A 15149-nucleotide genomic window follows, 5' to 3' on the forward strand; every position below is an offset into this window, starting at 1 on the left:
TTTAATTCCATCTTGATAATGATAACGACTCGCATTAATCTGCGCTCTCAGAGATGTGTGACCCTTGACATCCGAATTTGGGCGTCAGGAAGCTGTCCCCCCTGAAGGATCAAAGATTATGGGCGTGAGTCTTTCTCCATGGCATATGTTCCTGACGGCGGAGCCGGTCGTCAAATTTGTCATGACCCTTCTGGCGCTCGGCTTTGTGACGGTGTGGGTCGTCCTTATTTCCAAAATAATCGAATTATCCCGCCTCAAGCGCCGCCTGATGGCGGAGGACAAAATCCTCAATGAGTCGCGTAACTTGGATGATGCTTTTCAACGTCTCGGGGATGAGGATTATCTGGGATACGGCATGATCCTCGCCGTCAAGGCGGAGCAGGAGCGCTCTCGCGACATCATGGTGGATCGGGACGGCGTCAAGGAACGCGTCATCCTGCATCTGGAGCGGATTGAGGCGGCCGAGGCCCGCGCCCTTAATAAAGGCACAGGTATACTCGCGACAATCGGGGCAACGGCGCCGTTCGTCGGTCTTTTCGGCACAGTCTGGGGAATTATGCGGTCTTTCACCGGTATTGCGGCCAGCCATGCGACCAGCCTTGCCGTGGTGGCGCCTGGTATTGCCGAGGCCCTGCTGGCGACGGCGATGGGATTGGTGGCGGCCATCCCGGCGGTCGTCGTCTATAATCATCTTTCACGTGAAACAATGCAGTGTCGCGCCCATGTTGCTGACCTGACATCGGGCCTGATGCGTATTGTCTCGCGTGATCTCTCCCGCCAGGCACTGAATGCCCCCGCGCCCGTCCTGCATCTTCGCAGCGCCGTTGACGCCTAGGCCAGCGATCATGAGTCTCCGGATCCGCCATGCGGACGAAACAAATCAGGAAGCACATGAAATCAACGTCACGCCATTTATCGACGTGATGCTGGTGCTGCTGATTATCTTCATGGTGACAGCGCCGCTTTCAACCGTGACCGTGCCGGTGGACCTCCCCGCTTCCACCCAGCAGGCCAGACCACGCCCCGAAAAGCCTGTCTACCTCACCGTGCAGGCGGATCGCTCGATTTCTCTGGGGGAAGATAAGATTCCCGCATCCGGGCTCATTGCGGCGATCGGCGCGGCGACGAAGGGCAATAAGGATGAGCGCATCTTCCTCCGCGCCGACAAGACGGTCGATTATGGAAGCCTGATGGAGGTGATGGATCAGCTTGTAAAAGCGGGTTACGCTAAAGTCGCCCTTGTTTTGTTACAGAGGGAATGAGCTTTGCCGCGTTTCGATGAAACGTGTTTCTCAGCATGGCACATGCGTCATGTGGCCAATGCACGGCGTCATGGGCAAAGGCGATGGCTCTCAAGCTTGCTCATGACGGGCGGGGCGATGGCCCTCGCTTTGGCGCTAAGTCTGATCGTCCTGAAAGAATTGGCGGAAACGAAAGGCGATGCCAGCGAGACCCAGCAGCCAATCCAGATCTCCCTCGTTTCTGCCCCCGCGCCCCCCCGCCTTCTTGACCCGGGACCTCTCACGCTACCTAATCTGGCGGCATCCACGCCCATCTCGTCACCCCGAATTCCGGCCCCCGAGACGTCATTGCAGACGCCGCCCCTGGCTGTCCCGAAATTTCGGAAACTGCGCGAGAACGTCCAACGCGACCCGATGAGCAAATTGACGGCCCGGAAGAAGATGTCGGCACCCCCGGCTGAAAAAGCGACCGCACCGCCCGCATCTGAAAACGCGGCGGACCATCATGATCTGAAGCAGGCGACCGCCTCAAATGGCGCGCAGGATAACTGGATGGGACGCGTCTATGCGCGACTGAAAGCCTATCGACGCTACCCGAATGAGGCCCGGAGCGCCGGTATAGAGGGCAAGGTCGGTATATGGTTCACCTTCGACCGCACAGGCCATGTCGTCACCAGCGGGTTGGCGAAATCCAGCGGGGATGAAGCGCTGGATGAGGCCGCCATCGCGCTCCCGAAAGATGCTGAACCTATTCCCCTGCCGCCAGACCCCGACAGGCTGACATATCCTTATCGCCTGATGATACGCATCGGCTATAAGCTGCGCTGACGCCGGATTTCCATGTCTATCATCGCGGCTGGAGGGGCGGAACGCGGCGAGGCGTCCGGCTCGATGATGCAAACGGAGCCGGATTTTCGCGTTCTCCTTTTCAAGTCACGCTTTTTGTTAATAATCTTGCGGTGGGCGCACCGTATCGGCTAACCGCCTTTCTGACCATATCACCAGGGTGGGAATCACAGGAATGCGCCAGATCACGGGTTCCCAACGCGTCATTGCCGTTTTCATTCTGATTTTTGCCGTCCTGACGCTGTGGACGCTCATCAGTTTTCTGCACCGGTCAAAAATCGCTGACCATCCCACCCCCATCCGGGTGGAAAAAGGCATTGTCATTCTCGCAGACAGCGCCGCCGTTCGCGACCAGATCAAAACGGGTCCGGTCGAGACAGCCTCCCGACTTCATGAGCATGACGTCCCGGCTTTTATCCGGTCGGATGAACGCACGACGGTTGAAATCTTCCCGCCCGTCACAGGGCGTATTGTCGAGACAAGTTTGCTGGCCGGGCAGCCTGTCAGTCGCGGCCAGGTCCTCGCCGTGATGGAATCCGCTGATTTTAATCAGGCTCTGGCGGATTTCCGCACCGCGATCGCGCAGGAAACCTATCAGGAACGCGTCGTGACACGCGCCCGCAACGTGCTTAAAGTGGGCGGAAATGCTGCGAAAGATCTCGATAGCGCGCTGAACGCCCTTGCGCAGGCCCAGGCGGAACGCCAAAGGGCGGAGCGCAGGCTCAAGGCGCTGAATATCAGCCCGGACCAGGTGACGTCCGGGCAGGTTAAAATCCTGTCACCGATTGACGGAAATGTGCAGCGTACCATTTTCGCCCAGGGTAAAAACGTCACCGATGCGACCATCAGTCAGGCGACATTGGAGGATCTGTCGCAAGTGCAGATTGAGGCTTACGTGCCGGAGGACGCGGTGGCGACCATCAGAACGGGCCTCCCCATGCATGTCACTTTCGATGATCTGCCGGGACGCGTCTGTGACGGGACAGTTGAACGGATTGAACCTGAGTTGCGGGACGAAATCCGTCGGATCATCGCGCGCATGACCTGTCCCAATCCCGATAAGGTTCTGCGCCCGAACATGTTCGCCCATGCGCGCATCGATATCCCGATGCCGCCCATGCTTCTGATCCCGAAATCATCCGTGGTGATGAATAATGATCAGTTAATCGTCTTCGTCAAAGTGGCGGAGGGTCGCTACGAGCGCCGTTCCATTGAGGCCAGCTTCGACGAGACGGATCATGTCCGCGTCAGGAAGGGGCTGAAGCCCGATGACATGATCGTCACGCAGGGCGCTATTCTTCTGAATGACGCGGTGTGATGCACGACGCCTCTCTGCCCCCCGATCCTGTAAAAAGTGAAAGCCGGATCGGGCGGATCATGACGGTCTGCTTTCATCGTCGCTTCGTCTGCTTCGCCGCCGCGATCATCATGGCGCTTGCGGGACTTTTTGCGTGGGAGACGATTACCGTCACCGCCTACCCCGATCTGAGCCCGGTGACGGTGCAGGTCATTACGCAGGTGCCCGGCTTGGCGGCGGAGGAAATCGAGCAGCAAGTGACCCGCCCGCTGGAACGAGCCCTCAGCGCCGTGCCACGTCGTGCCGCCATGCGGTCAAGCAGTACGTTCGGCCTCTCCATCGTCACGCTGATTTTCGAGGAGAACACGGATATCTATCTGGCGCGGCAACTGGTCTCGCAGGGCTTTGCGGAAGTCTCACTCCCGGGTGGGGCCGCGCCGCAATTAGGGCCGATTACCGGCCCGGCCGGTGAAATCTATCGCTACACGCTGGAATCAACGCAGAAGAACCTGATGCAATTGACGGATCTTCAGACGTGGGTCGTCACCCCGAAATTGAAATCGGTCAAAGGTGTTGTCGATGTCGATAATTTCGGCGGCATCACGAAGGAATACCAACTCGTTCTCAACCCTGACGCCCTTTATCGCTATAATCTGGGGGTTGATGACGTGGTGGCGGCCATCCAGCGCAATACGGGCAATGCGGCGGGTGGCAGGGTGACACGTGGGGAGCAATCCTACGTGATACGTGGCGTCGGCATCGTCCATAGTCTTAATGACATCCGCCTGATCGGCATCAAGCAGCAGGGTGGCACGGCCATCCGCGTCAAGGATCTCGGGCAGGTGCAATTCGGCCATCGGATCCGGGAAGGTATTCTCGGCAAGGACGGCAATCCTGACGCGATTGGCGGGATCGTCACCATGCTGACAGGCACAAATCCCAGTGAGGTTTTAAAGGGCGTGCATCACTGCGTTGCTGAATTGCAGAAGCAGCTTGCACCGATGGGCGTCCAGATCGTGCCCTATATTGATCGGAAAGATCTCGTCGATGCCACGACCCATAAGGTCGGGGAAACGATGACCGCGGGCATTCTGCTCGTCGTGCTGATCCTCTCACTTTTCCTCGGTTCACCGCGCAGCGCGCTTGTCTCCGCCGTGACCATCCCCCTCGCGCTCGCGACGGTTTTCGTGCTGATGAAAATTGTGGGGCTGACGGCCAATCTCTTCTCCCTCGGTGCAGTGGATTTCGGGGTGGTCGTGGATGGGGCCATCGTCGTGACGGAGGCTGTCCTTCGCCTGCGGGAGCATCATCCCGACAGGCAGTTGACAGCGGATGAGGTCATCCAGGTCGCCAGACAGTCCGGGCCGTCCATTTTCGCCTCGACCTTGATCATCATCGCCGCTTACAGCCCGCTTTTTGCCTTTCAGGGGGCGGAGGGCAAGTTATTCCGCCCGATGGCCTTCACCGTTGGTTTCGCACTTCTCGGCGCGTTGATCTGCGCCTTATGCCTCGTCCCGGCGCTCGCTTATTACGCGCTGCGACAACCGCGCCGCATTATTTCGGTCAGGCCGGTGATCTGGCTGACATCCGCTTATCGTCATCTGCTTGAGCGCGCTTTGGGCAAGTTCAATATGATCTTCATCGGGGCGATCTGTGCTCTGGTCGCGGTGTTGCTATTGGGGGCCAATATCGGGCGTGCCTTCCTGCCGCAACTTGATGAGGGGACGCTCTGGATACAGGTGCAGTTGCCCTCCGGCATTTCGCTGGAAAAAAGCTCGGAAATCGCGACCCAATTGCGGCGCGCTGTCAGAACCCTGCCGGAAACGACCTATGCCATCACGCAATTGGGGCGGAATGACTCCGGCACGGACCCATGGACTTTCTCCCATATCGAAATGCCGGTCGGCCTTAAACCCTACGCGTCCTGGCCCGCGGGCGATACGAAAGCGGATTTTCTCAATCGTCTCAGGCAGAAATTATCCGCCATTCCGGGCATCGGCTACGGGATCAGCCAACCGATTCAGGACGGGCTGGATGATGTCGCCGGGGGGGCGCATAGTCCGCTCGTCCTGCGCGTTTACGGTCATGATTTCACCAAATTGCGCGCGCTGACGGTCCGCATCGTTTCCGCTCTCAAAACTGTGCCGGGGACGCGGGATGCTTCCGTGTTTCAGGGGCCGAAAATTCCGCAAATCGTCATCCGCGCCGATCGGCAGAAAATGGCGCGATATGGGATTGATATGTCCGGCTTCATCGCGTTGGTCGGCAATGCCACGGGGCGCGGTGTCGTGACACAGGTTTATGTCGAGGATCGGGTCCATGATGTCACATTGAAATTGCCGGACAAGGCGACCGCGACGATGGAAACGCTCAAATCCCTCCCCGTCCGCGCCTCAGGCGGCGCGCTGATCCCGCTTTCCCTCATTGCTGATATCGCGCTGGATATGGGGGAAGATAATATCACCCATGAATTTGGCGCGCGGCAATTAACGATCCGCGTCGATAATGGTGATCGCGCCCTCTCAAAATATCTTGCAGATGCACAGGCGACCATTGCGCGGGATGTCTCGTTCGATGCTGATCAATTCCACATCGAATGGGCCGGGAATTTTGAGCAGGCGGCGCGCGCGCAGGCCCGCTTATCTGTCGCGCTTGTCGCGATGCTTGGCCTGATGCTCCTTTTGCTATTTCTGGAATTCAGGGCCTTCCGGTTTGCTGCCCTGGTATTGGGCATTGTCCCCCTTGCGACGTTGGGCGGGCTCATTGCCGTGTTTATTCGGGGGGAGACGCTTAATATCGCGACCGCGGTCGGGTTTATCGCGCTTTTTGGTGTCGCGGTGCAGAACGGGATCATTATGGTGGCCGCGATCAGAAGGCGCCTCGCTGAGGGGGAGGCGATACGTGATGCGGTATTGGATGGCGCGGTTGAACGCTTCCGGCCCATTATTATGACGGCAACCGTCGCAACGGCGGGGATGTTGCCCGCTGCCTGTGCGACGGGCGTTGGGACCGATGTTCAACGAGGCCTGGCAACGGTCATTGTGGGCGGGCTCGGGATTGCGACCCTTCTGACTCTTTTTGTCCTGCCTGTCTTCCTCTGCCGGATGGAGGCGGCATGGGCCCGGCGGATCGCGCGCAGGGAGGTGCGCGGGACATGACACATTACCGCGCCTTTCCCCTCATCTTTTTGCTGGCGACAATGGATGGCTGTGCCGTCGGGCCGGATTACACGCGCCCTGACATGGTCAAAAACGCCGCTTACCGACCCGGCTTCATGTCAAAGTCGATTCACGGCACGCCGGGTGCGGGGCCATCCGGGGCGCGGCAGACGCTTCTGGAAGGGGCGGACGTTTCGGGTCAGTGGTGGCGGGCTTTCGGGTCACCAAAGCTGGATGCCCTCATCGCCCGCGCCTGTGCCGGCAGCCCCAATCTCGCGGCGCTGAAAGCCCGTCTCAAATCCGCCTATGAGCAGACGGATGCACAGGGGAGCAGCTTACTGCCGACAATCGCGGCATCTTTCAACCCGACCAAAAACAAGACATCGCGCGCTTATTCGCCCGTGCCTGGTAATAATCGCTATCTTTACGGATTGCAGACGGCGCAATTGGCCATCACCTATCAGCCAGATATATGGGGCGGCAACCGACGGGCCGTTGAATCGCAGGCGGCCCAGGCCCAGGCCCAGCGCTTTGAGCTGATTGCCGCGACAAATACGCTTATCAATAACGTGCTTGTGGCCGTTATCACGCAGGCGCGTTTACGGGCCCAACTGGCCGCGACCGGGCAGATCACAGCGGTGCAGCAGCGCATTTATGATGTGATGGAAAAGCAATTTGCGCTGGGGGATGTGTCAAAGGCACAATTACTTGCGCAACGCGCGGCGCTCTCCCAAGCGCAATCGCTTATGCCGGATCTGCGGTTACAACTCGCCAAGATGCATGATCTCATCGCAGCCCTCATCGGGACCACACCGGATGAAGTTCTGCCGGAGTTTAATCTTGAGGATTTCCAGCTTCCCGCGAATTTACCCGTCACATTGCCCTCGGGCCTGCTGGATCAACGCCCCGATATAAGACAGGCCGAAGCCCGATTGCATGCGGCAACGGCCGATCTGGGCGTTGCCATTGCTGACAGGCTGCCAAATGTGCAGCTCTCGGCTTTCCCCGGTCAGGCGGTCAATGCAATGAATCAGTTTTTTGCGCCGGGTATGGGGAATTGGTCCATCGCCGCCATGGTGACGCAGCCCATTTTTCAGGGAGGTGCGTTGCTTCATACGCAGCGCGCCCGCCGTGCGGAGGTCACTGCCGCCGTCGCCACGTATCGGGACACGGTCCTCTCCGCCATTCAGGATGTGGCGGATTGTCTCCATGCTCTTCAGCAGGATGCAGATGCCCTCAGCATCAGCGCCGCCAACGAGAAGGCGGCCGTCGAAAGCTTCAGTATTTCACGCAGTCAGGCTGATATTGGCGATATCAGTCCTGTCCTGCTTCAGGCCAGCGTTCAGATTGAGCTTGAAGCGCGTCTGAACCTGATCAGCGCCCGCGCCGACCGATATCTCGACAGTGTGGCGTTGTTTCAGGCCGTCGGCGGTGGCTGGTGGCACCGACAGGATGCTGACATGCCCGACCCCGGCACAGACTGGAGGGCGGCCTTCCAGCAGCGCGATTATTAGAGGTTGGTTTTGCAACCCCAAGATGTATTGCGCCGCATCTAACCGGGTATTTACGCCATAGCAAGAGGTAAATCGTCGTTTATCAGCGCCTTACCAGCGTATCAACTTGCCGTTTTTCTCAGAGAATCAAATGAATAGAATGGTTCGATGAGAATTAGAAGTAATTATCAAGAATTGAGCAGATATCTGGACCGAACTCGTGGCACTCCGTATAAAAATCTGAGTTAATATTCTGTTTCAAACAATAGAATCAGGTTGCGGGCAGGTCGTTCGTCGGTTGCCCGGGCGGAGTCGAAATAATGGCAATTCCTCAAGAGGGCACTTACCGGCTGAATGTCGCGCAACTCAGAAACCCACGCGCTGATAATAACATGCCCGGACGCTGGAGATTCACCATCGGCGACAATAGGGGCAATATCAGGAATGACACAGCGCCGAATACCGATGTGACCTTCAATGGTGATAAGATTTCACTCACAATGCCGAACGGTAAGAGTTACGTCATTGACCCCGCAAGTATCGCCGTGAGCGATAGCGACCCTGGCACGATATTTGTTCAGGATCTCGAAAGTGGCTCCTGGTGGGTTTTCTCCGTTCTCGATTCGCCGACAATGAAGTTGGGAATGACCTTTGACTATGCCCCACCGGTCGGAACAACGGATCCGATAAGAGGTGAGGCGAGAATGGGTGAATGGCGACCCAACGGGGGTTACACCAATTATGTTAACGGTAAGGACACGTCCCAAGTTGATTTCGGACCACCGGAATGTTTCCTGCCCGGAACGCTGATCGAGACGGAAAAGGGACTTCAGCCCGTTGAAGCCATCCGCCCTGGGGATCGTGTGCTGACGATATGGGGCCGATATCGGCAATATCTTCCCGTGATCTGGGTTGGTTCTCAATCCGTCAGAGTGCATCCGGATTTGTCACCCGATATGGCGGGATATCCCGTCATCATCAAAGCCGGTGCAATCTCGGATCATGTCCCCCAGCGGGACCTGCGCGTGACGTCTGAGCACTGCATCGCGTTGGAAAACCGCCTCATCCCTGTGCGCATGCTGGTCAACGGGAAGTCAATTTTCTACGACATGACGGTGACCTCCTATGAGGTTCATCATTTCGAGACGGCGCGCCATGCCATCATCCTGGCGGAAGGGCTGGGTGTGGAGACATTTCTCGATACGGGCAACCGGAATCGGTTTGAGAAACATGTGGGCATCACGCCTGTTTTGAACAAAAATCCTGAAACAGCCTGTATGCCGGCCCTGCCGATCGGGATGGCCTTACCGAAGATGAAGCGTCTCTGGACACGTATCGCGCAGCGTGCCGCAACCCCGTCCGCGTCTCCCCGTCATTCTGTCAAACCCGGAAGGCGTCGGCCGTCACCTCGTTTAAAGATATTGTCAGAGAGCGGTGCCGCTTATCAATTGACGCAGGTCGCGCCCAATATTTTCAAGGCGCGGCTTCCCGCTTCGGAAACAAAAATCGCCTTCGAGTCACCGTCTTTTCGTTTCTGTGATCTGAATGGCCCTTATCACGATGATCGGCGACGCCTCGGTATGCTTGTCGAGGGAATCGACATCACCACCGACACGAAAGCGGGCGGCGAGGCGCGCGATGTGGCTTTTGAACGCGGAGCGGGATGGATCGGGCCGGATGCGTCATGGCCATGCTGGACGAATGGCCGCGGTGAGATTCATCTCGAACCACCGGAAAATAGTGGCCAGATGCATATGATTGTGCGGGTCAATGCTGACGTTCTGAAGCCCGTCTGAGGGAGATGCTTTTCAGTGGGCGCATGAAAACGCAAGGCGACTTATTGCGGCGGTTTTGCCCAGCGCCAGAAGCTTCTCCCCTGCCGTGCCAGTTCACGATGGGAAACGACGACCGGCCCATCCTGACTTAAACCGGGGTGGGTGTGATCGGCTAATTTCTCTGCGATATCTTCGATCATCGTGACCGAGCGGTGCTGCCCGCCGGAGCACCCGACGGCGATTGTCGCGTGACGTTTCCCCTCACTGACAAAGCGCGGAAGAACCAGCCCCAGCATGTCGAGAATCTGGCGGAGAAATCGATCATAATCCGGGTCGGCGCGCACATAGGCCTGCACCTCGGGGTCAAGGCCGGTTTTGGGTCGCAATGACTCATCATAACGCGGATTACGGAGGAAACGCGCATCGAAAACAACATCGGCCTCTCGCGGCAGACCGGCGGGAAAAGCGAAGGACATCAGCGACAATGTCAGCGCACCGCCATCCGCACGCGACCCGAACCGCGCTTCAACCATTTGACGAAATTCGGGGAGGGAAAGGCCTGACGTGTCAATGACGAGGTCAGCATGTGCTCGGAGCGGGGCCATCACCTCGATTTCCCGCGCGATATTCTGCGGCAGGCTGTACCCGGCATTCGAGTCATTATCATAAGGGTGTCGCCGCCGCGTGGCCGTGAAGCGTTTCAACAGCGCATCCGTATCTGCCGTCGCAAAAATCAGCTCACTGCGTAGCCCGGCCTGTGTCCTGAGCCTTGCAACGAGATCAACAACGGAATCAATGTTGAAACCGCGTGTGCGTTGATCAATGCCGATGGCAAGATGGTGGTCCGCGCGTGAGACGAGTTGCTCGACAAGGTTGAGCGGCGGGTTGTCAACGACTTCATAGCCGAGATCCTCCAACACGCGCAGCATCGAGGATTTACCCGCGCCTGAAACACCTGTTACCAACAGGACACGTTGAGGATCATTCAGATTCAGAACTGACCTCCCGACTCCAGACCCATTACCGGACCTCATCTTGCTAGGTCATGAGTCGAACATACAATGCGAAGCGTCATCACGTGCAGATTTACCATGGCACGCGTACGTTAAGCAATGTAATGAATATTATGTGTAAGATGTGGAGAAATCAGGCTGTGACGATGTCATGAGGTTGCAGCCAGGCAAATTCACGATATCCTTCGATTGTGGCATCGATAAGGCAGGAAGGATTTAAAATCAAAGCATGACGGACTATAGCGAAATCAATGGTGCCGATGCTGATGGCGCAATACCCGAGTCCATCATCGCTGAATGTCGCAACGCCCTGACGACGATGAATAATCATCTCACCCGCGATGAAATCGGGCTGCACAATGTCCGCCGCGTTGTTTTCGCTGTGCGGGACGGGGAAGCTCTGCTGGCATGTCAAACTGTCCTGGCAGGCTGGTTTGACGGTATCAGCCCCATCATGACATTGCGCGTTCAACCCCGATTTCGGTTGAAAGGCCAGCGTCTTTCTCTTTCCGTCACGCTTGAGGAAGCTGATGCGTCCATGCCGGTTTACGATGATGAGGAGTTGTAACCAACGCGACATTGCCGGATAGCGGCGGGAATAACCCGCCGCGCCATGATTCAGGGCCGCGCCTTATGATGTAAGTGACATCAGCGCGACGTCGCCCCCCAAGGCGGCGGTGTTATCCGTTACAACCTTTTCGCCAACTAACCATTCCGGGCGTGCCGATTTAATATCGAAGATCGGGACAATCAGCCCTTCACGCGATGTAATGGTTGAGGCGGCCTGCGCCGCCATGGCTGAGCCTTCCTCCACCAATGCGATATCACATTCCGGCAGAGCGCCCGGATCTACCCGCAGGATCGACCCAGCGAGGAGGCGCGGCATGTTGCGTGCCCATTCCATCGCTGAATCCGGAGCAAGGACAAGGGCAAGATTGCCGGTGCTTAAAGCAAGCCCGATCGCGTAAATAATGTTCGGCCAGCTTTCCGCCACGCACAGGACACGCCCCCGAGGTGTCAGCATGTGAATATTCGTTTCGCCAACAGGGCTCGGTAGATCCCTTGAAGCGCCGCACAAAGTCGTCATGATCAAAGGACGGATCCGCCGAGCGGAAGGCTGATCCCGGGATTCCAGATGTGTGAGGAAGGCGCGCGCGGCAGCGGGCGCGGCCCCGCCCGGCCATGTGAGCGGCGTGTCACCGGAAAGGCCGAGCCGTGGCACAAGAAGCGGTCCCCCCGCCTTCGGCCCCGTGCCGGAAAGGCCCTTCCCACCGAAAGGCTGGGAGCCGACCGTTGCGCCGATAATATTGCGGTTGACGTAGATATTGCCAGCATGGCTGCGAGATGTCGCATGCTGTATCGTCGATTTGACACGGCTCTGAATACCGAACGTCAAAGCATATCCTGTCGCATTAACGGCATCAATGACGCTCGATAATTCCTGACGCTCGAACCGTCGGACATGGAGGACCGGACCGAAAACCTCCTGGCCGATATCCGCGACGCGACCGACTTCAATGATTGTCGGAGGAACAAACCAGCCCGCCTGCTGCACCAGCCCGTTTTTCGGCTGCCAGATTTCACGTCCGGCATCACGCATGGCGGCGATATGGTCCTCGATACATGTCCTGGCTTCCTCCGATATGACGGGGCCGATATCCGTGCTGAGCTGGCTCGGATCGCCAACCGAGATTTCGTTCAACGCGCCTTTCAGCATGTCGATCACGTGGTCCGCGCAATCATCCTGCACTAGCAGGACGCGGAGGGCGGAGCAGCGTTGACCGGCACTGTCGAAAGCCGATGCAATGATGTCCGTGACAGCCTGCTCAGGCAATGAAGAGCTGTCGACCAGCATGGCATTCTGACCGCCTGTTTCGGCGATGAAGGAAACAGACTGGCCCGTGCGCCCGCGTCGACCTAGAAGGGCGCCACTGATCAGCTTCCCGACTTTGGTTGAGCCGGTAAACATCACGCCGTCAATGCGTTGATCGGCCACGAGCGCGGCGCCGACATCGCCATCTCCCGGCAGAAGCTGCAAAGCCGGGACAGGTATGCCACTTTCGTGGAAGAGACGGACAGCCATGGCGGCGATAAGGGGTGTTTCCTCAGCGGGCTTGGCGATGACGGCATTCCCGGCAGCCAATGAGGCTGCGATCTGACCCGTGAAAATCGCGAGGGGGAAATTCCAGGGGGAAATGCAGAGGATCACGCCCAGCGGGGTAATCGTCGCCTCTGAATTCTTCATGGCGACTTGCGCACCGTAATAACGCAGGAAGTCCACTGCCTCTCTGACTTCACCGACGGCATTGGCGTAAGTTTTACCGGCTTCCCGCACCAACAGGGCGATCAGTTCGATCATATGCGTTTCGAGGGCGTCGGCGCATTTATCAAGAATGTCACGCCGTGCGGCTGGCGTCATATTGCGCCATGCGGCTTCCTGATCCGCATTTTCAAGCGCTTTTTCCATCGCGGCGTCTGAGGCATATGTGACCTGCCCCACAATGTCGTGATGATCAGCGGGGTTGATCACCGGGCGTGTCGCATCCCCTGACGCATCATAATGTGCGATGAGGGGGTGGCTTTCATAGGTGCGCTCAGTCGCGCGCAAGGATTTATCAAGTGTTTCCAGCATACACTCATCCGTCAGGTCCAGCCCGTGGGAATTCCGACGTGACGGGCCGAAAATCTTTTCAGGGAGGCGGATGTCAGTATGAGGTGCACCGAGCGGTGACACTTTTCGAGCGAGCGAAACAGGGTCACGGATCAGCTCATCAAGCGATATTTCAGGGTTGGCGGCCTGATTGACGAAAGACGAATTTGCGCCATTTTCAAGTAGGCGCCGCACGAGATAGCAAAGGAGCGCGCGATGCGCCCCGACAGGGGCATAAATGCGGCACGGCGTCGCCAGGCCTGCGGGGTCAATCACCGGGCCGTAAACGGCCTGACCCATGCCATGCAGGCACTGGAATTCATATTTGCCGGGCTGGTGCGGGCCGGCCATGGCGTGGATGGCCGCAATTGTGTGGGCGTTATGCGTCGCAAATTGCGGATAAATTTCCTCTTTCGCCGCCAGAAGTCGGCGGGCACAGGCAAGGTAACTGACATCCGTGTGGCACTTCCGGGTGAAAACGGGGAAATCATCGACGCCCTCCACCTGGGTGCGCTTGATTTCCGTATCCCAGTAAGCGCCTTTCACGAGGCGGACCATCAGGCGATGCTTCGTCTGTCGCGCAAGTTCGATCAGATAATCGACGACATGGCTGGCACGTTTTTGCCGTAAGCCTGCACGACAAAGCCAATGCCATTCCATTGCGCAAGTTCAGGCATGTGGCACAGGGCTTCGAGGAGATCGAGCGACAGGTCAAGACGGTCACTCTCCTCCGCATCAATATTGAGGCCGATATCGTAACGTCGCGCCTGCGCGGCAAGCGCTTTAAGGCGCGGGAGCAGTTCCCCCATCACCCGTGTTTTTTGCGCGCGCGCATATCGCGGATGCAATGCGGAAAGTTTGATGGATATTCCCGGTCGGGCATAAAGTGAGGCGCCCTGGGCCTGTTGGCCGATAGCATCAATCGCGGCGCTATAATCGTCGAAGTAGCGTGCGGCGTCCTCGGATGTTAACGCCGCCTCACCCAGCATGTCATAGGAGTAAGTGTAACCGCGCGTCTCCGGCTCACGACTGCTCTGCAGCGCCTGCGCGATGGTCTGGCCAAGCACGAATTGCCCGCCCATCCGGCCGATCGCGCGCTCGATACCCAGCCTTATGAAAGGGGCGCTGCCCCGCGCGAGAAGGCCCGTCGGGTCCCGGTGCAGGCGCGCCGCGGCGGTCATCGCCAAAGCGGCGGCATTAACTGTTAAAGGCTGCTCACGCCCGACGAAGCTTTGCCAGTCATTATTGCCGACCTGGTCCCGGATCAACGCATCTTTCGTGGCCGCATCGGGAATGCGCAGGATCGCCTCGGCAAGGCGCATCAGGGCCAGGCCTTCCGGAGATGACAGGGAAAAACGCTGCATGATGGCTTCGACACCGCTACTGCCAACACGTTTACGCTGCTGGCCCGCCAGGAAACGCGCTGTTTTCGTGGCCTGGGCGGAAAGCTCGGGGGAGAGAGTGGCCTCATCGATAAGAGCTGCGACGCAATCCGTTTCGGGGCGCCGTTTAGCTTCGGCAATGGCGCGCCGTAACGCGCTGAGTTCAATGTGCTCTTCCAGGAAGCTGCTGAATGGTGTCATAGGGTCTCATCACGATCAGAGGGGCGCCAAACAGACGGAACGGTGTCAGGTTCGCTCAAAACGCACTATGGCACTGAACCCCGCCCTCCGCGA

Annotated in this window: 9 protein-coding genes and 1 pseudogene; 8 read left to right on the forward strand and 2 right to left on the reverse strand. The window is 58.0% G+C overall.

From position 1 onward, the window contains the following. The first annotated feature begins 145 nt into the window (after positions 1–145). The 7 genes from exbB to N5W20_RS08210 all read left to right on the forward strand — a co-directional run bounded on the left by exbB (position 146) and on the right by N5W20_RS08210 (position 9831). Positions 146–835 (forward strand): tonB-system energizer ExbB, encoded by a 690-nt coding sequence (exbB, locus tag N5W20_RS08180; RefSeq protein WP_408869446.1) that lies wholly within the window; start codon positions 146–148, stop codon positions 833–835. Positions 836–845: 10 nt separating this feature from the next. Then, complete coding sequence (exbD, locus tag N5W20_RS08185; protein ID WP_319806652.1) at positions 846–1262, forward strand: TonB system transport protein ExbD; 417 nt, start codon at positions 846–848, stop codon at positions 1260–1262. A 3-nt stretch (positions 1263–1265) separates the two neighbouring features. Then, positions 1266–2069 (forward strand): TonB family protein, encoded by an 804-nt coding sequence (locus N5W20_RS08190; RefSeq protein ID WP_319806653.1) that lies wholly within the window; start codon positions 1266–1268, stop codon positions 2067–2069. 193 nt (positions 2070–2262) lie between these two features. After that, positions 2263–3405 (forward strand): efflux RND transporter periplasmic adaptor subunit, encoded by a 1143-nt coding sequence (locus N5W20_RS08195; RefSeq protein ID WP_319806654.1) that lies wholly within the window; start codon positions 2263–2265, stop codon positions 3403–3405. Next, positions 3405–6542 (forward strand): efflux RND transporter permease subunit, encoded by a 3138-nt coding sequence (locus tag N5W20_RS08200; protein ID WP_319806655.1) that lies wholly within the window; start codon positions 3405–3407, stop codon positions 6540–6542. The genes N5W20_RS08195 and N5W20_RS08200 overlap by 1 nt, the downstream gene beginning before the upstream one ends. After that, on the forward strand, positions 6500–8056 hold the full coding sequence (locus N5W20_RS08205) for an efflux transporter outer membrane subunit (protein WP_319806656.1): 1557 nt from the start codon (positions 6500–6502) through the stop codon (positions 8054–8056). Before N5W20_RS08200 ends, N5W20_RS08205 begins: the two co-directional genes overlap by 43 nt. 299 nt (positions 8057–8355) lie before the next feature. Beyond that, positions 8356–9831 carry a Hint domain-containing protein gene (locus N5W20_RS08210; RefSeq protein ID WP_319806657.1) on the forward strand — a complete coding sequence of 492 codons (1476 nt, stop codon included), beginning with the start codon at positions 8356–8358 and terminating at the stop codon, positions 9829–9831. Between the two features lie 41 nt (positions 9832–9872). Here the strand turns inward: N5W20_RS08210 and rapZ are convergent, their stop codons facing one another. Continuing rightward, positions 9873–10844 carry an RNase adapter RapZ gene (gene rapZ / locus N5W20_RS08215; protein ID WP_319806658.1) on the reverse strand — a complete coding sequence of 324 codons (972 nt, stop codon included), beginning with the start codon at positions 10842–10844 and terminating at the stop codon, positions 9873–9875. A 208-nt stretch (positions 10845–11052) separates the two neighbouring features. On the opposite strand from rapZ, the gene N5W20_RS08220 reads away from it, so the two are divergent. Further along, positions 11053–11391 carry a hypothetical protein gene (locus N5W20_RS08220; protein WP_319806659.1) on the forward strand — a complete coding sequence of 113 codons (339 nt, stop codon included), beginning with the start codon at positions 11053–11055 and terminating at the stop codon, positions 11389–11391. A 63-nt stretch (positions 11392–11454) separates the two neighbouring features. On the opposite strand, the pseudogene putA reads toward N5W20_RS08220, so the two are convergent. Then, positions 11455–15056, reverse strand: a pseudogene (putA, locus tag N5W20_RS08225) (bifunctional proline dehydrogenase/L-glutamate gamma-semialdehyde dehydrogenase PutA). Positions 15057–15149 lie beyond the last annotated feature (93 nt).

The organism is Candidatus Kirkpatrickella diaphorinae, from assembly GCF_025736875.1.
Classification (GTDB): Bacteria; Pseudomonadota; Alphaproteobacteria; order Acetobacterales; family Acetobacteraceae; genus Sorlinia; species Sorlinia diaphorinae.